This is a genomic window from Janthinobacterium sp. FW305-128 (assembly GCF_020858135.1).
Taxonomy (GTDB): domain Bacteria; phylum Pseudomonadota; class Gammaproteobacteria; order Burkholderiales; family Burkholderiaceae_D; genus Janthinobacterium.
On the sequence record NZ_JACYMK010000012.1, the window covers coordinates 206,443 to 223,433 of the forward strand.

The following is a 16,991-nucleotide window of genomic DNA, read 5'->3' on the forward strand; positions in this document are numbered from 1 at the left end:
TGGCGTCCGATTACTCGGCCGTTGCCGCCTTCTTCGCCGGCGCCTTCTTGGCGGCCGGCTTTTTCACGGCCGTGGCCTTCTTGGCCGGTGCCTTTTTGACGGCTGCCGCTTTCTTGACGGCCGTTTTCTTCGCTGGCGCCGCGCCTTCTTCGCCTTCGACCTCGGCAGCGGCAGCCTTTGTCTTCGCACCCGGCTTGGCCTTGCGCTCTTCAAACTCGAAGCTCACCTTGCCATCCTTGCCCCGTACGAGGAAAGCCTTGAACGGACGGCGCGTGCGCTGCGATACGAAGCCCGGCAGCAAGTCCGTCTTGCCATCGTTGAGCAGTTTTGCCATTTGTTCCGGCAAGATTTCCTGCTGCAAGATGATGCGGCCGCTGCGGAAATCGCACGTCTTCGGCTTGGCCACGCTGTGTTCGCACACATAGGCCAGGCCCATTTCGTACACGCCGGCATTGCACTTGGGGCACGGTCCCACGGGCGTCTGGCCCGTGAAATCGACGCCTTCGCCATCTTCGCTCTCGTCGTTCTGGCCGAAATCGAATTCCAGCTTGAAATTCTTGATCTCTTCATCACGCACGATGCGCAGGATGGCGGCGAACGGACGGCCCATCTTCGAGCGGAAGCCTTGCAGCGGGCCGATGGTACGGTCCTTCAGCAATTGCTCCACTTCGGCGATTTCGAACTGGCGCGAACCCGGTGTCTTGCTCATCGAGAATTCGCACTTGGTGCAGGCGAAACGACGGTAGTTTTCCTTCACCACGCCGCCGCAATTCGGGCATGGCGTTTCCAGGGTCGCGTAGTCGCCGGGAATCGTGTCGTTGTCGTATTCCTTGGCGCGCTTGACGATGATTTGCGTCATCTGCGCGATTTCGCGCATGAATTCTTCGCGCGAAATCTTGCCTTTTTCCATCTGCGACAGCTTGTATTCCCACTCGCCCGTCAGCTCCGGCGCCGTCAATTCATTGACGCCCAGGCCTTTGAGCAAAGTCATCAGCTGCGATGCCTTGGCCGTCGGGATCAGTTCGCGGCCTTCGCGGATCAGGTAGCGTTCCGTCAGCAAGCCCTCGATGGTGGCCGCGCGCGTCGCCGGGGTGCCAAGACCCTTGCCGGCCATCGCGTCGCGCAGCTCGTCGTCGTCGATCAGCTTGCCGGCGCCTTCCATGGCCGACAGCAAGGTCGCTTCCGTGAAGCGCGCGGGCGGTTTCGTCACCAGGCCGTTGGCGCTGACGCTTTCCGTCTGCACTTTCTCGCCCTTGGCGACGGGCACCAGGTTGCCGTTGCCATTGCTTTCCTTGTCGGCGTCCGTCGACGCTTCCTTGCCGTAGATGGCCAGCCAGCCCGGATTGGTCATGACCTTGCCTTCAGTCTTGAACTGATGGCCGGACACTTCCGTATAGCGCGTGGTGACCTGGAATTCCGCAGGCGGGAAGAACACGGCCATAAAGCGGCGCGTGACCAGGTCGTACAACTTCTGTTCCGGCTCGGACAAATTCTTTGGCGCAATCGTCGTCGGGATGATCGCGAAGTGATCCGAGATCTTCGTGTTGTCGAAAATGCGCTTGTTCGGCTTGACCCAGCCCTTGTCGATGATCTGCTTGGCGAACTGGTGGTAGTTGCTGTTTTCCTTGACTGTTTCCAGCGCCTGCAGCACGGTCGGCATGTAGTCTTCCGGCAGGTGGCGCGAATCGGTACGCGGATACGTCAAGACCTTGTGCTTTTCATACAGCGCCTGTGCCAGGCCCAGCGTGTTCTTGGCGGAGAAGCCGAAACGCGAGTTCGCTTCGCGCTGCAGACTGGTCAGGTCGAACAGGCCCGGCGCCATCGAGGTGGTCGGTTTCGATTCTTCCGTGACGATGCCTTGGCGGCCGCGGCAGGCGGTGGCGATCGAGTCGGCAGCCGTCTTGCTCCACAGGCGCTCGGCGCGCTTTTCGGGGTCGTTCTCGTCCTTCTTGAACTTCGTGTCGAGCCAGCGGCCTTCATAGATGCCGGCCGCGCAGACGAATTCGGCGCGCACTTCCCAGAAGTCGCGCGGCACGAATTTCTTGATTTTGTCTTCGCGTTCGACCACGATGGACAGGGTCGGCGTCTGCACGCGGCCCACGGTGGTCAGGTAGAAGCCGCCTTCTTTCGAATTAAACGCCGTCATGGCGCGCGTGCCATTGATGCCGATCAACCAATCGGCTTCCGAACGGCAGCGGGCCGCGTCGGCCAGCGGCAGCATTTCTTCGTCGCTGCGCAGGTGCGCAAAACCGTCGCGGATGGCGCCCGGCGTCATCGACTGCAGCCACAGGCGCTTGACCGGTTGCTTGGCCTTGGCGTTTTGCGCGATCAGGCGGAAAATCAGCTCGCCTTCGCGCCCCGCATCGCATGCGTTGATGAGGGTGGAAACGTCTTTACGTTTGATCAGCTTGTTTAATACTTTGAGGCGCGCTTCCGTCTTCGGGATGGGATTGAGCGCGAAATACGGTGGAATCATCGGCAAGTGCGCGAAACTCCATTTGCCGCGCTTCACGTCGAATTCTTCCGGTACGGCGATCTCCAGCAAGTGGCCGACCGCCGACGACAGGACGTATTCATCCGATTCAAAGTACTCATCGTGCTTGGTGAAGCCGCCAAGCGTCTTCGCGATATCGTTCGCGACAGAAGGCTTCTCGGCGATGATGAGGGTTTTTGTCATATTTTTTGGTCTCGAAAAATGCTCTAGGATAGTTTCAGCATGCGCATCATACAGTGCATTGCCAGGCGCCGACGCTTTTGTCTGCGCAAGGCCTTGTGACTTGTGGTCTTGTCAAGCGGCCAATGATAAGCGCCTATTGAAGAATTCGGCAAGTTATCTGCAAGCAAGAATGCGCAGGCGCAAACACAATGGACTGGCGTGCGCGCCGGTGCAGTGCATCTTAAAGGGGATGGCGCGGCAGCGGCGCCGGGGTGTCAGGCCAACGGCTGGAGGAGCAGCCAGCAAGCGCTCTATTATATTAGTGTAGCAGGCGGGGAGGCAGGTCTTCGTCGTCGACGAATAAATCGTCGAACATCAAGGCGTCCGGTTCCTTGCCCTGGCTCCACAACAGCATCAGCACGATGACTTTCAGCTTGCCCAGCGACACGGGCGCCTCGTCGAGCGCCAGCGCCCGTTCGATGACGATTTCGCGCTGCAGCGGCGACAGCACCTTGGCGCTTTCCAGGAACTGGATGAAGCCGATGGCGGCCGTGCCCAGCACGTCGCTTTCCTGCTGCACGTAGAAGCGCGTGCCCGTGGAACTGGCCGTCAGGGTTTGTTCGGCGCCGGCCATCGCGTTCAAGTCCGTCAGCCACACGAGCGCTTCGGAAATCTCCACGTCGTCGAAACCGACGGCCGACAGTTTGCGCGCCAGGACTGCCGGCTCGGGGCAGGCATCGGGGCGATAGTAAGTCTCGTAGAGGTACACCAGGATATCGAACATGGCTCTACTCTAGCAGCTAAGCTCGCTAAGACACAAGGGTGCGCGCAGACAAAGCGCGCCCGTGCGGCAAGGCCGCCACACAAGTGACAAGCTGTCATTTGCTGCGTTGAAACAGTCCTCCCGGCAAGCGTTCGACCCGGCCCGCCAGCTCCAGCGCCAGCAATTGCCCCATCAGTGCGCCCATGGCCAGGCCGCTGCGCGCGGCCAGGGTATCGGCGTCGTGGGGATCGTGGCCCAGCGCGGCCAGCAGCGGCGGCTCGTCTTCCACCGCGGCCGGCACGCTGGGGACGCCGCCCAGCCACTGCAGCTCTTGCAGCACGTCATCGGCCGACTCGACCAGCTTGGCACCCTGCTTGATGAGTGCATGGCAACCCTTGGCCAAAGTCGCATGGATGGAGCCGGGCAAGGCATACACGTCGCGCCCCTGCTCGCCGGCCAGGCGCGCCGTGATCAGGGAACCCGACTGGGCCGCCGCCTCGATCACCAGCACGCCGCGCGCCAGGCCGCTGATCAGGCGGTTGCGGCGCGGAAAATTCCCCGGCATGGCAGGCAGCCCCAGCGCGTATTCGCTGACGATGCAGCCCTGTTCGGCAATTCTTTGCGCCAGATCAAGGTTGCGGCGTGGATACACCAAATCGGCGCCCGTGCCGATCACGGCCACCGTGCCGCCCGCGCCGCGCAAGCCGCCCTCGTGCGCGTGCGTGTCGATGCCGAGCGCCAGCCCTGAAATGATGGTTAAGCCTGCCGCGCTCAGCGCTTGCGCGAAGGCGGCCGCGTTCTGCATGCCTTGCGCGCTGGCATTGCGGCTGCCGATGATGGCCACGCCCGGACGCGACAGCAGTTCCGCCCGTCCCCGCACATATAACAACAGCGGCGGATCGGCGATTTCCAGCAGCAGGGGCGGATACGCGGCATCGGCCAGGGTCAGCACGGTATTGCCGGGCCGCTGCAGCCATTGCAGGGTCAGCGCCAGCTGGCTGTTGGCCACCGGCTTGGGCGGCTGCACGATGGCGCGCGCCACGCTGGCCGGCACCACCTCGCGCAGGATGTCGAACGGCGTGGCAAAGATTTGCGGCGGCAAGCCGAAGCGGGCCAGCAAGGCGCGCGCCGCCACCGGCCCGACGCCGGGCAGATGCTGGAGGCGCAGCCAGCCCGCCAGTTCCGTGGCCGTGTCCGCCGTCGTTGCAAGTGCATGCATGACAACCTCGTTGTGTACTGTGGCATCCCATGCTAGCGCCATGGCGCGCACGCGATACCGACGCGCGCAAGGATGCGTGCAATGACGCCGCAAAACGGCCCGCCGTCCACAGGGCCATGGGCGTCTGTGATAAAATTTCCCTTTGCAGCAAACGAATAGCGCACTGGCAAACGCATCTGCCGCGCCGTTGCGCCACACGCGCCCAACCGTAGCGTACTCAAAAATAAAATAGCCCTGCCATCGTTCGCATGGCCCAGGCATGAATAATCCGGCGCACCGGCGCCCACCTTAACCAGTCGAATCCGTATGTCCATATTAAATATTCTGCGTTACCCCGATCCTCGCCTGCACACGATCGCCAAGCCCGTCACCGAATTTGACGCGCGCCTGCAAACCCTGATCGACGACATGGCCGAAACCATGTACGACGCCCCAGGCGTCGGCCTGGCCGCGTCGCAAGTGGACGAGCATATCCAGATGATGGTGATCGACACCACCGAAGAAAAAAACCAGCTGCAAGTATTCATCAACCCGGAAATCACCTGGGCCAGCGAAGAAAAGCAGGTCTACGACGAAGGCTGTCTGTCCGTGCCCGGCGTGTATGACGGCGTCGAGCGTCCGGCCCGCATCAAGGTGCGCGCCCTGGACCGCCACGGCAAGCAGTACGAGCTGGAAGCCGATGGCTTGCTGGCCGTCTGCATCCAGCATGAGATGGATCATTTGCTGGGCAAGGTATTCGTCGAATACCTGTCGCCGCTCAAGCGCAACCGCATCAAGACCAAGATGATCAAGGAAATCCGCGGTCTCGAGCGCGAAGCGAGCTTGCGCGCACAGAACCGTCGTTTCTAAGCCGCTGCTGATAGACTAAGCAACAATAGTCGTAACACCACGCCAGCCTGGCGCCTCCGGCCCGGGCCTGCGCACCTCACGTCAAGGAACGCTATGAAAGTGATCTTCGCAGGCACGCCTGAATTCGCCGCCACGGCCCTGAAAGACTTGCACGAAGCGGGATTCGAGATTCCGCTGGTGCTGACCCAGCCCGACCGTCCTGCCGGACGCGGCATGCAGCTGCACGCCTCGGCCGTCAAGCAGTACGCGCAGCAGCACGGCATCGAGGTGCTGCAGCCGCTGTCCTTGCGCATGGACAGCAAGGACCCGCAGCGCGCCGCCGAGGCGAAGGCGGCCCACGAGCGCCTGCTGGCCACCGATTACGATGTGATGGTGGTGGCGGCCTACGGCTTGATCTTGCCGCGCAGCACGCTCGACATCAAACCCTGCATCAATATCCACGGTTCATTGCTGCCGCGCTGGCGCGGCGCCGCGCCGATCCACCGCGCCATCGAGGCCGGCGACGATGAAACGGGCGTCACCATCATGCAGATGGAAGAAGGCCTCGATACGGGCCCCATGCTGGCCATCGAGCGCACGCCCATCGAGGCGGGCGACTCCACCGCCACCCTGCACGACAAATTGGCCAAACTGGGCGGCAAGATGATCGTCGAGACCCTGCGCAAGATGCAGCAGCAGCCGCTGGAAGCGGTGCCGCAGCCGGAAGCGGGCGTCACCTATGCGGCAAAGATCGCCAAGGAAGAAGCGGCGCTCGATTTCAGCTTGCCGGCGCTGGAACTGGGCCTGAAAATCCGCGCCTTCAATCCGTTTCCCGGCGCCTGCGGCCAGGTCGATGGCGTCACCATCAAGATCTGGGCCGCCGAGGTACTCGACGCGGACAGCAAGGAAGCGCCTGGCCAGGTGCTGGCGGCCGACGCCCAGCACGGCATCGTCGTGGCCTGCGGCAATGGCTCGCTGCGCCTGACGGAACTGCAAAAACCGGGCGGCAAGCGCCTGCCCGCAGCCGAGTTCATCAAGGGATTCCCCCTCGAAGGCAAGCGTTTCGTTTAATTAAGCCATCGATACCGGCGGCAAGCGCCCATGGACCAGCTGACCGCCCTGCGCGCCTTGCGCCGCGTCGTGGAACTGGGCAGTTTCACGGCCGCCGGCGCCGCGCTCGGCATTTCCCACTCCATCGTGTCGCGCCAGATCCGCCAGCTGGAAAGCCAGCTGGGCGCCCAATTGCTCAACCGCACCACGCGCCGCTTCGCCCTGACGGCTGCCGGCCAGGAATACTATCTGGCCAGCCGCGACATCCTCGACGCCCTCGATGCGGCCGACCGCGCCGTCGCCATGCACCAGGCGCAGCCGTCCGGCAGCCTGCGCATCAATGCGCCGATGGCCTTCGGCACCCTGGAACTGGCCGCCTGGCTGCCCGACTTTACGCGCCACTACCCGCACATCCACATCGATCTCGTCTGCAATGACCGCATCGTCGACCTGATCGACGATGGCTTCGACGTGGCGCTGCGCCTGGCGCGCGGCTTGCCCGACTCCACCCTGGTGGCGCGCCAGTTGGGCAGCAGCCGCACCTTGGCCGTCGCCTCGCCCGCCTACCTGGCCCGCCATGGCCATCCGGCCACGCCGCAAGACCTGGCACAGCACGATTGCCTGATGTACAGCTCCGGCGAGAAGCCGGCCGAGTGGTCGTTCACCGATGCGGGCGGTGCCGTGCACAAGGTGGCCGTGCGCGGCAGCCTGCAAGCCAATACCAGCGTAGCCCTGCGCGAGGCTGCCGTGGGCGGCATGGGCATTGCCGGCGCGGCCGACTTCATCGTGCGCGAGGCGCTGCGCAGCGGCCAGCTGGTGGAAGTCTTGCCCGGCTACACCTTGCGCCCACGCACCTTGTACGCGCTGTATCCGCACAGCCGCCAGCTGTCGCCGAAGGTCAGGGTCTTCGTCGATTTTGCCGTGCAACACTATCAAAATCACCGCTGGGATTGATCAGGCCGGCTGCAGCGCCTTGCGCACGGCGCGGAACTGCTGCGTCAAGCCGCCGTAGCCCCAGGCCGCCTGGCGCGCGTCGTGCACGTGGATGTAGCTGACGTCATGCAAGGCGCCGAGATGCTCATGCATGGCGGCGAACACGGCGGCGATATACGCGGCCTTTTCCGCCGCCGTATTCGTTTCATCGCTGATCAGGATATCGAGGAAAAAGCTGGCCTTGCCCTGCACCTGCAGGGATGGCCCGCCGACAAACCAGTGCGCCGCGTCAAGATGGCTGATCGCCACCGACGTCAGTTCGGGCGCCTTGTGCAGCAACTGTGCCGTCAAGGTGCTCAAGGTGGCGGCGATGGCGGCCGACTGGCGCGCATCGGGCGTGGTGGACAAACGCAGGTTCAGAATGGGCATGGGATGCTCCGCAAGTGGATGAAGCCCCATTCTAGGCAGGCGGGAGGTGAAACGGCAGCCCTCGCCAGGTACAGGATCTGTGCATATTCCACACAAAAAAAAAGGGCTTGCCGCGGCAAGCCCTCGTTGCATCGAGCCCGCTGGCTTAGCGGCGCTGCACCCTCATCAGGCGTGCGCCCACGGACGACGACAGGCTGACCTCGAAACGGCCGCCGGCCGGCAAGGCGCTGACGTCGACGCTGGCTTTGCCACCCGTCAAGTCACTGGCGACCACCGTCTTGCGGCCATCGGCGGCCACGTGCAGCACGGCGGCGTAGGGTTCCGCATCGGCATTCCAGACCAGCGCCAGCTTGCCGCCGCTTTGTGTCGCATCGAACGTGGCATCGTTGGCGGCGGCCCTGCTGCGGCGCGCAGAGCGCTCCAGCTTGGCTAAAGCCTTGCCATTTTGCAGCACTTGCACGTCGCTGATGTCGCCCGGGTTGGCGAAGCTGACACGGAAATGACTCATGGCGTTGCCGCCATGATCAGCCACGGAAACGCCATCAAAAGGCAAGTCGATAGTCTGTCCCGACGCCGTCAGCACGCGCAGGGTATATGCATGGCCGCTGCCGCCGGCAGCGGGACCGATGCGCGCAGACGAGGCAACGGCGGGACGCAGCCCCACACCGGCCGGCGTGATGCGGCCGGAAATGGTCAGATAGCCGTTCTCGGCCACGGACATGCTGGCGGCCAGCACATTGCTGCCCGTCACCTGCGTGCTGCGCCTTTCCAGGAATTGCTGTACCCGCACATAGCTGTAGTCGGAGAACCAGGCACCGCTGCAATAGCTCATCACGTCCTTCATCGGCGTAGCGCCATACACTGCCTTGCTCAACTGGCCAATGCTCCCCGCATAGTCGCTGTTGTACAGCGGTTGCGGGCCCAGTTCGCCATTCGGATAAGGGTAGTCGGTGGCCGCACTGGCTGGACCGCCGCAGGCGACGTGCTGCAGCGAGTGGTTATGGCCCAGCTCATGCACAAGCGTGGTCAGCCATTCAGGCCAGCTATTGCCAAAGGGATCGACGGAGGCAATGCTGTTGAACCTGGCATCGAGGCCGATGGCCGCCGTGAAGGCATTGCTGCTGCCAGGCGGGTTGATGTAGGCCAGGCCGGCGGTGCGCGTGGAAGACATTCTCGGCACGAAACCATAATAATAGGCGCTGCTATCTTCCAGTGCACGCTTGTTGTCCAGCTTGTCCAAGGCATCGCTCCACCAGCTGTCGGCCGTGCTGCTGCCTGGCATGCTCAGCGCCGTGCGCGTGGTGATGCTGATATTTTCCGCCGCATACGGATACACGCGCGTCAGTGCAGCACGGATCACCTCGGCGTCAGGCAATTGCGCCACACCATCATCGGTGCTCAGCGGTACCAGCACCAGGTGAATTTTCGCTGCGCTGCCCACCACGGGCGCCGCTTCCTGGCTCACTTGCACGCCGTCATTGCCCACTGCCGTCACGCGCACGCGCACGCCGGGCAAGATCCAGCCAGCTGGCAGGACGGCGCTGAAATTGCCGTTGAAACTGTAATCGCTTTTCACCGTCGGCAAGACCGATGGGCCGCTCATGGTGATGCTGCCCAGGTTGCCGCCATTGGCGGCCGTCGCATTCAAGATCACGGCCGGGCTGGTCTGGCCTGTTTGCGTGGCCAGCACGGAGACGCGCACGGCGGCCGGCTTGCCGCGCGTCAGGCGCAAGGCGGCATCGCTGGAATTCAAGTTCAGTACCTGCGCGAAATCAATGCTGCCCAAGGTAAAGGCCGACACCGTGCCCGCATTCACGGCGATGCGCGAAGCGGCCGACAGCATCACGTTGCCCGTTGCCGACGCTGGCGCAGACAGCAGCAGCTGGCTGCTACTGGCGCTGACGATGACGGCTGGCGTACTGCCCACCGTTGCCGAGCTGACCTGGTCCAGATTGCTGCCCTGCAGCGTCACCGACAAGGTCGCGCCGTTGACGGCCGACGTGATCGACGTCACTGCCACGCTCGCCAAGACCGTGTACGTGTCGCTGCTGATCACATCGTTGTACGGACCGCGCACCGTCAGCGCGCCTGTCGCTGCGCCCGCAGGCACCACTACCGTCACGCTGCCGGCTGTCTGGCTTTGCGGCGTTGCCGCCGCGCCACTGCCGAACTGCACCGCCGTCACGGCGCCCATGCCGCCGCCCGCGATCGTCACGCTGGAACCGACGCCGCCCGTCGCTGGCGCGATGCTGCTCACGCTCAGCGGCAAGTATACATTGACGTTATAACTGGTGGTCGCCGTGCCGCTGGCGCTGACGAGGCTCAAGGCGCCCGTCATAGGGGTGCCCGGCATGGCCAGGGTCACGCTGGTGTCGCTGCTGGCACTGGCGGCAACGTTCACGCCGCCTACCTGGAAAGCCGTCACGCGGCTCAGATTCGTGCCCGTCACCACCAGCCTGCCGCCCACGGCGACATTCGCCGCCGAGACGGCCGTTACGGCAGGAACCACGGCAGGATTGCCCGACGTGGTCGCCACCGCCGTGTCACCACCGCCGCCACCGCCGCAAGCGGACAGGCCCAGCACAAGAAACAATGCAACAAGCAGATGGTTTTTCATGGATGGCAACCATGTTGGTGCAGCGCGATGCCGGGGAGGACACGAGAGAAATGTGACATATTGGTGACTTTTGGTGAGAATGTGATTTCGAAGAACCCATATTATCGGTTAATTCGATTCCCAAAGACAACTATTAATGCTTTTGATTCAATTGGTTTTGATAATAATAAAGTATTCGTCTGGAAATATTTATCTAAGAATTATTCGCCCCCACCTACATGGCCTTGAATCAAAATTATTTTCCTTTGCAGCTATTGCCATACAATCCATTAAAACAGGCTGCTATGGCGCCAAGAATGTGGGAATTTTTCCACAGCCTGGAGGACATATCTTCCTGGCAATTTTGGCGGAAGAATTAATACTTTGAGTAAGATTTTCAGGAATGTCATTTCAGAATCAGGCGCGGCGCAAGCCGATCTGTTGCAAGCAAGCCTGCCGCGAGGCGAACGGCCGCTTTTGCTTAAAACCAAAGCAGCCTGATGCCGTATAATTTTAGACCCGGTGATTCAGGCGATTGCCACCTTCTGCCTGCCCTACCCGGCGGGCACACTCCGTCAGCTGATCCTGCTGGCCCGCAACCGCCTCGTACTGTCTTGTCGCCGCGCCGCCGCCCGTTTGCCTATTGAAAGCATGAAATGAACGATACCGTGATCCCCGCCATGTCCCCGACCGAAGCCACCTTGCGCGCCATCCTGGCGCAGCGGATCATGATCCTCGACGGCGCCATGGGCACGATCATCCAGCAGTACAAGCTCGACGAAGAAGCATACCGTGGCGGTCCCGCAGGCCGCTTCATCGATTTCGCCGCGCCGGCCGACAGCGGCGCGCGCGAACTGTTCGTCAAAGGCAACAATGAGCTGCTGACTCTGACGCAGCCGCACATCATCCAGGAAATCCACGAGCGCTACCTGGCGGCGGGCGCCGACCTGATCGAAACGAATACCTTCGGCGCCACGACGATCGCGCAAGACGATTACCACATGGCCCACCTGGCCTATGAAATGAACGTCCAGGCGGCGAAACTGGCGCGTGCCGCCTGCGATAAATATTCCACCCCGGACAAGCCGCGCTTCGTCGCGGGCGCCCTGGGACCGACGCCAAAGACGGCATCGATCTCGCCCGACGTCAATGACCCGGCCGCGCGCAACGTCAGTTTCGACCAGCTGGTGGCCGCCTACCTGCAGCAGACGCAGGGCCTGGTCGAGGGCGGCGCAGACGTGCTGCTGGTGGAAACCATTTTCGATACCTTGAACTGCAAGGCGGCCCTGTTCGCCATCGACCTGTTCTACGAACAGAATCCGACCGTCGTGCGCCTGCCCTTGATGATTTCGGGCACCGTCACGGACGCCTCGGGCCGCATTTTGTCGGGCCAGACCGTGCCCGCCTTCTGGAATTCCGTGCGCCACGCGAAACCGCTGACCATCGGCCTGAACTGCGCGCTGGGCGCCGCCCTGATGCGCCCGTATGCGGAAGAACTGGCCAAGATCGCCGACACGTTTGTTTGCATCTACCCGAACGCGGGCTTGCCCAATCCCATGAGCGACACAGGCTTCGACGAGTTGCCAGCCGACACATCCGCCCTGCTGCGCGAATTTGCCGACGCGGGCTTTTTGAACATGGCGGGCGGCTGCTGCGGCACCACGCCCGAGCACATCGCCGCCATCGACGAGTTGCTGTCGAAAAATACACCGCGCACCGTGCCGGCCCCGTCGCACGACTTGCGCCTGGCGGGCCTGGAACCGTTCGTCGTCAATGACGAGTCGCTGTTCGTCAACGTGGGCGAGCGCACCAACGTCACGGGTTCCAAGGCGTTCGCGCGCATGATTCTCAACGAGCAATACGACGAAGCCTTGTCCGTGGCGCGCCAGCAGGTGGAAAACGGCGCGCAAGTGATCGACATCAATATGGATGAGGCGATGCTCGATTCGCTGGCCGCCATGACGCGTTTCCTGAACCTGATCGCCTCGGAACCCGATATTTCGCGCGTGCCCATCATGGTCGACTCGTCGAAATGGTCGGTCATCGAAGCGGGCCTCAAATGCGTGCAGGGCAAGGCCATCGTCAACTCGATTTCCATGAAAGAAGGCGAGGAAGAATTCCTGCGCCAGGCAAAGCTGTGCCGCCGCTACGGCGCGGCCGTCATCGTCATGGCTTTCGATGAAAAAGGGCAAGCCGACACCTTCGAGCGCAAGATCGAGATTTGTTCGCGCGCCTATCATTTGCTGATCGATGCGCTGGACTTCCCGCCGGAAGACATCATTTTCGACCCGAACATCTTTGCCGTCGCCACCGGCATCGAAGAGCACAACAACTACGCCGTCGACTTCATCAACGCCACGCGCTGGATCAAGGAAAATTTGCCGTACGCGAAGATCTCGGGCGGCGTGTCGAACGTGTCCTTCAGTTTCCGCGGCAACGATCCAGCCCGCGAAGCCATCCATACCGTCTTCCTGTACCACGCCATCAAGGCCGGCATGACCATGGGCATCGTCAACGCCGGCATGGTGGGCGTGTACGACAACCTGGACCCGGAATTGCGCGAGCGCGTGGAAGACGTGGTGCTGAACCGCCGCGAAGACTCGACCGAGCGCATGATCGAATTTGCCGGCACCCTGAAGGCGGGCGGCAAGGCCGAAGCGCAAACCCTGGCCTGGCGCGAAGGCACGGTACAGGAACGCCTGTCGCACGCGCTCGTGCATGGCATCACGCAATTCATCGTGGAAGACACGGAAGAAGCGCGCCAGGAACTGCTGCACAATGGCGGGCGCCCGATCCACGTGATCGAGGGACCGCTGATGGCCGGCATGGACGTGGTCGGCGACCTGTTTGGCCAAGGCAAGATGTTCCTGCCGCAAGTGGTGAAATCGGCGCGCGTGATGAAGCAGGCCGTGGCCCATCTGATTCCATTCATCGAGGAAGAAAAGCTGCTCGAAGAGCAGCGCACGGGCATCGTCGCCAAGCCGAAGGGCAAGATCATCATGGCGACCGTGAAAGGCGACGTGCATGACATCGGCAAGAATATCGTCACGGTAGTCTTGCAATGCAATAACTTCGAAGTGGTCAACATGGGCGTGATGGTGCCGTGCTCGGAAATCCTGGCCCGCGCCAAGGTGGAAAACGCCGACATCATTGGTCTCTCGGGCCTGATCACGCCGTCGCTGGAAGAAATGGCGTATGTCGCCAAGGAAATGCAGCGCGACGAACACTTCCGCATGCTGAAGATTCCCCTGCTGATCGGCGGCGCCACCACCAGCCGCGCCCACACGGCCGTGAAAATCGCGCACAACTACGAAGGCCCCGTGATCTACGTGCCGGACGCTTCGCGTTCCGTGTCCGTGGCGCAATCGCTGCTGACGCCGGAACAGCGCGACAAATACGTGGAAGACATCGAACTCGACTACGCGCGCATCCGCGAGCAGCACGCCAACAAAAAGGCCCTGCCCATCCTGCCGCTGGCGCAGGCGCGCGCCAACAAGATGGTCGTGCCGTTCGACGGCGCCTGCACGCCCGTAAAGCCGAAGTTCATCGGCCGCCGCGTGTTTAAAAATGTCGACCTGGCCACCCTGGCCAACTACATCGACTGGGGCCCATTCTTCCAGACCTGGGACCTGGCCGGCCCCTTCCCCGCCATCTTGACGGATGAAGTGGTGGGCGACGCGGCCACCAAGGTGTACGCAGAAGGCCAGGCCTTGCTGAAAAAACTCATCGACGGACGCTGGCTGACGGCCAACGGCGTCGTGTCCTTGCTGCCAGCAAACAGCGTCAATGACGACGATATCGAGGTGTACACCGATGATACGCGCAGTACGGTGGCGTTCACGTATTACGGCATGCGCCAGCAAGGCGTCAAACCCGTGGTCGACGGCGTGCAGCGTCCGAACCAGTGCCTGGCCGACTTCATTGCGCCGAAGGCGTCTGGCGTGAAGGATTACATCGGCATGTTTGCCGTCACGTCCGGCCTGGGCATCGAAAAGTATGAAAAGCGCTTCGAGGATGCGCACGACGATTACTCGTCCATCATGCTCAAATCCCTGGCGGACCGCCTGGCCGAGGCGTTTGCCGAGTACCTGCACGAACGCGTGCGCAAGGATTTGTGGGGCTACGTGCCCGATGAACACTTGGGCAACGACGACATGATCGCCGAGAAATACGTGGGCATCCGCCCGGCGCCCGGCTACCCGGCCTGCCCCGAGCACACGGTCAAGAAAGAGATGTTCGAGGTCATGCAGGCCGAGGAAATCGGCATGCAGCTGACGGAATCGTATGCCATGTTCCCCGGCGCGGCCGTCTCCGGCTTCTATTTCGCCCATCCGGAGTCGAAATACTTCGTCGTCGGCAAGATCGGCATGGACCAGGTGGAAGACATGGCCAAACGCCGTGGCGCCAAGATCGAGGACGTGGAACGCTGGCTGGCGCCCAACTTGTCGTAAGCACCATCGCCTTGCGCTGCGGCGCGCGGAACTTTTCGCGCGCCGCAGCGCACTAACGCAGTATGCCGGCCGGCATGCTGCATGCCCGCTCCGGCCCGTTCCCCAACCGGCAAGGAGGTAATATGGCAACCAACTTCAAACTGAAACGCTGGCAGGACCAAGTGATCCTGTTGCTGGGCCTGTGGCTGCTCGTCTCGCCCTGGGCCTTTTCCTATCCCGAAGGCTCGCCGCAGATGATCAACGCCTTTGTCTCGGGCCTGGTCATCGCCGTGCTGGCCGCCTTCGATCTGTACAAGACCTATTTCTGGGCCGTCGTCGTCAACCTGCTGGTGGGCGTCTGGGTCGCCGCCTCGCCGTGGGTGCTGCGGCTGGCCGATCAGCGCGTCGTCATGTGGAACGAGCTGATCGTCGGTATCGCCGTCGCCGTGCTGGCCCTGTGGGAGCTGCGCACCGACCCCGAGCTGCACAAGCACTGGCCCGGCGCGGCAGCGTAGCGCAGCTACCGGCGTAAAAAAACCCTGCCACGGCATGCCGTGCAGGGTTTTTTAAAAGTGGAAATCCGGGACGTTACAGCGGGTAGGTCGGATTAGCGCTTGCGCGTAATCCGACAACACCGGTCAGTGCCAACAATGTTGTGTCGGATTACGGCCCTTTGGGCCTCGGCGGCCCCACCTAATCCAACCTACAGCGCATAACGCACTACGTTATCGCTCCATTCGTAGGCCGCCATTTCCAGTTCCACCAGGTCGTCCGGCGACATGGCCAGGTCGCGCAAGGTCGGCACGATCTCGCCTTCCATGTCTTCGATGCGTTCGATGCATTCGGCCAGGCGCAGCAGGTCGCCGTAGAAGCCTTCGCGCGACAGCAGCGCTTCGGCCACTTCGTCGATCACTTCGATCTGGCTGAGGATTTCCGACATCGGCACGCCGAACAGGGTATCCATCAGCGACATGATGCCGACCGTAAAGGCGATATCGGCCGAATGGGCATGGTTCGGGCGCAGTTTATGCGCGAGCAATTCGAGCAAACGGCCGCGCGTGGTCGCCAGCATCAGCAGCGGCGTCATGCTATGGCCACGCTTGCTTGGCTCTGCGTACAGCATGATTTGCAGCCAGCGCTGCAGCTGGCGGCGGCCCAGCACGGTCACGGCCTGGCTCAGCGAATCGATGCGCTGGCGCGCACCCACGGCCGGCGTATTGACCAAACGCAACAGGTTCAGGGCCAGCGACACGTCACGCTTGATGGCGCGCTCGATGTCCATGTTGTCGGCATCGGAGGTCACCAGTGTCATCAGTTCCATGACGGCCAGTTGCGATGGCGACAGCTTCTTGCCCGTCATGATGGCGGGCTTGGCAAAATAATAACCCTGGAAATAATCGAAGCCCAGGTCCAGGCCCGACTTGAATTCTTCGCGCGTCTCGACCTTCTCCGCCACCAGTTTCTTGTTTTCCTGCTTGAAACGGGGCGCCAGCGCTGCCAGCACTTTCGGGTCGACCGTGCTCATGTCCATCTTGACGTATTGCACCAACGGCAACAGTTCCTGCACTTGCGCCGTATCGGAGACGACGTTTTCCAGCGCGAAAGTAAAGCCGTGGCCCACCAGTTCGCTGATGCGCGCGCGCACTTCCGGCGTGACGGGCATCGATTCGACGATTTCCAGCACGACTTTTTCGCGCGGCAGGAAAACGAAGATGTCGCTCATGATCACGTCGGCGTCGACGTTGACGAAACCGAGCGCGTCGCCGATGACTTTTTCCATGCCCAGCTGGGAAGCGTGGGCGATCACGGAGGCCGTGGCGGACAGGTCGCTGGTAATGTTGGCGGGACCGACCGGAGCGTTGCGAAATAGCAACTCATAGCCGAACAGGGCCTGGTTGCGGTCGAGGATAGGTTGTCGCCCCAGATAGAACTCGCGCACGCGCAAGGGTTTCGGGGTGATGTCGTTGCTGGAAATATCGATCATTAACTCTTCATCAATCACGTCGAGTGACACCGGCCGCGCGGCGCCCGCATCAAGGTTCACTATTGACAATACTTTAGCTGAATTTCGCCCGCGCTGTGGGTAT

Annotated in this window: 11 protein-coding genes; 5 read left to right on the forward strand and 6 right to left on the reverse strand. The window is 62.2% G+C overall.

Annotated elements, in window-relative coordinates:
* Positions 1-10: 10 nt before the first annotated feature.
* The 3 genes from IGS60_RS23695 to dprA all read right to left on the reverse strand — a co-directional run bounded on the left by IGS60_RS23695 (position 11) and on the right by dprA (position 4,638).
* Positions 11-2,677, reverse strand: coding sequence for a DNA topoisomerase III (locus IGS60_RS23695; protein ID WP_070311033.1), 2,667 nt, complete (start codon positions 2,675-2,677; stop codon positions 11-13).
* Positions 2,678-2,975: 298 nt separating this feature from the next.
* Positions 2,976-3,440, reverse strand: coding sequence for a DUF494 family protein (locus IGS60_RS23700; protein WP_070222738.1), 465 nt, complete (start codon positions 3,438-3,440; stop codon positions 2,976-2,978).
* 94 nt (positions 3,441-3,534) lie between these two features.
* Entirely contained in the window at positions 3,535-4,638 is a 1,104-nt protein-coding gene (dprA, locus tag IGS60_RS23705; protein WP_230506380.1) for a DNA-processing protein DprA, read from the reverse strand.
* Positions 4,639-4,944: 306 nt separating this feature from the next.
* Between dprA and def the strand changes: the two genes are divergently transcribed.
* The 3 genes from def to IGS60_RS23720 all read left to right on the forward strand — a co-directional run bounded on the left by def (position 4,945) and on the right by IGS60_RS23720 (position 7,470).
* A complete protein-coding gene (def, locus tag IGS60_RS23710) occupies positions 4,945-5,487 on the forward strand; it encodes a peptide deformylase (protein WP_034749294.1) in 543 nt (180 codons plus the stop codon).
* Between the two features lie 93 nt (positions 5,488-5,580).
* A complete protein-coding gene (fmt, locus tag IGS60_RS23715) occupies positions 5,581-6,537 on the forward strand; it encodes a methionyl-tRNA formyltransferase (RefSeq protein WP_070222742.1) in 957 nt (318 codons plus the stop codon).
* A gap of 30 nt (positions 6,538-6,567) precedes the next feature.
* Positions 6,568-7,470 (forward strand): LysR family transcriptional regulator, encoded by a 903-nt coding sequence (locus IGS60_RS23720; RefSeq protein WP_230506381.1) that lies wholly within the window; start codon positions 6,568-6,570, stop codon positions 7,468-7,470.
* On the opposite strand, the gene IGS60_RS23725 is transcribed toward IGS60_RS23720, so the two are convergent.
* Both IGS60_RS23725 and IGS60_RS23730 read right to left on the reverse strand, forming a co-directional pair.
* Complete coding sequence (locus tag IGS60_RS23725; protein WP_070289978.1) at positions 7,471-7,878, reverse strand: 4-oxalocrotonate tautomerase family protein; 408 nt, start codon at positions 7,876-7,878, stop codon at positions 7,471-7,473.
* 145 nt (positions 7,879-8,023) lie between these two features.
* On the reverse strand, positions 8,024-10,495 hold the full coding sequence (locus tag IGS60_RS23730; protein WP_230506382.1) for a zinc-dependent metalloprotease: 2,472 nt from the start codon (positions 10,493-10,495) through the stop codon (positions 8,024-8,026).
* 635 nt (positions 10,496-11,130) lie between these two features.
* Here IGS60_RS23730 and metH point away from each other — a divergent pair.
* Both metH and IGS60_RS23740 read left to right on the forward strand, forming a co-directional pair.
* Positions 11,131-14,925, forward strand: a complete 3,795-nt coding sequence (metH, locus tag IGS60_RS23735) for a methionine synthase (RefSeq protein WP_230506383.1) — start codon at positions 11,131-11,133, stop codon at positions 14,923-14,925.
* 122 nt (positions 14,926-15,047) lie between these two features.
* A complete protein-coding gene (locus IGS60_RS23740; protein WP_083287233.1) occupies positions 15,048-15,419 on the forward strand; it encodes an SPW repeat protein in 372 nt (123 codons plus the stop codon).
* Between the two features lie 188 nt (positions 15,420-15,607).
* Here IGS60_RS23740 and IGS60_RS23745 read toward each other — a convergent pair whose 3' ends face one another.
* Positions 15,608-16,888 carry an EAL and HDOD domain-containing protein gene (locus IGS60_RS23745; protein WP_035824533.1) on the reverse strand — a complete coding sequence of 427 codons (1,281 nt, stop codon included), beginning with the start codon at positions 16,886-16,888 and terminating at the stop codon, positions 15,608-15,610.
* Between the last annotated feature and the right edge of the window lie 103 nt (positions 16,889-16,991).

Bases quoted from the DNA above. Each gene is read 5' to 3' on its own strand.
- IGS60_RS23695 (WP_070311033.1), bottom strand. From the start codon at position 2,677: ATGACAAAAACCCTCATCATCGCCGAGAAGCCTTCTGTCGCGAACGAT.
- IGS60_RS23700 (WP_070222738.1), bottom strand. From the start codon at position 3,440: ATGTTCGATATCCTGGTGTACCTCTACGAGACTTACTATCGCCCCGAT.
- dprA (WP_230506380.1), bottom strand. From the start codon at position 4,638: ATGCATGCACTTGCAACGACGGCGGACACGGCCACGGAACTGGCGGGC.
- def (WP_034749294.1), top strand. From the start codon at position 4,945: ATGTCCATATTAAATATTCTGCGTTACCCCGATCCTCGCCTGCACACG.
- fmt (WP_070222742.1), top strand. From the start codon at position 5,581: ATGAAAGTGATCTTCGCAGGCACGCCTGAATTCGCCGCCACGGCCCTG.
- IGS60_RS23720 (WP_230506381.1), top strand. From the start codon at position 6,568: ATGGACCAGCTGACCGCCCTGCGCGCCTTGCGCCGCGTCGTGGAACTG.
- IGS60_RS23725 (WP_070289978.1), bottom strand. From the start codon at position 7,878: ATGCCCATTCTGAACCTGCGTTTGTCCACCACGCCCGATGCGCGCCAG.
- IGS60_RS23730 (WP_230506382.1), bottom strand. From the start codon at position 10,495: ATGAAAAACCATCTGCTTGTTGCATTGTTTCTTGTGCTGGGCCTGTCC.
- metH (WP_230506383.1), top strand. From the start codon at position 11,131: ATGAACGATACCGTGATCCCCGCCATGTCCCCGACCGAAGCCACCTTG.
- IGS60_RS23740 (WP_083287233.1), top strand. From the start codon at position 15,048: ATGGCAACCAACTTCAAACTGAAACGCTGGCAGGACCAAGTGATCCTG.
- IGS60_RS23745 (WP_035824533.1), bottom strand. From the start codon at position 16,888: ATGATCGATATTTCCAGCAACGACATCACCCCGAAACCCTTGCGCGTG.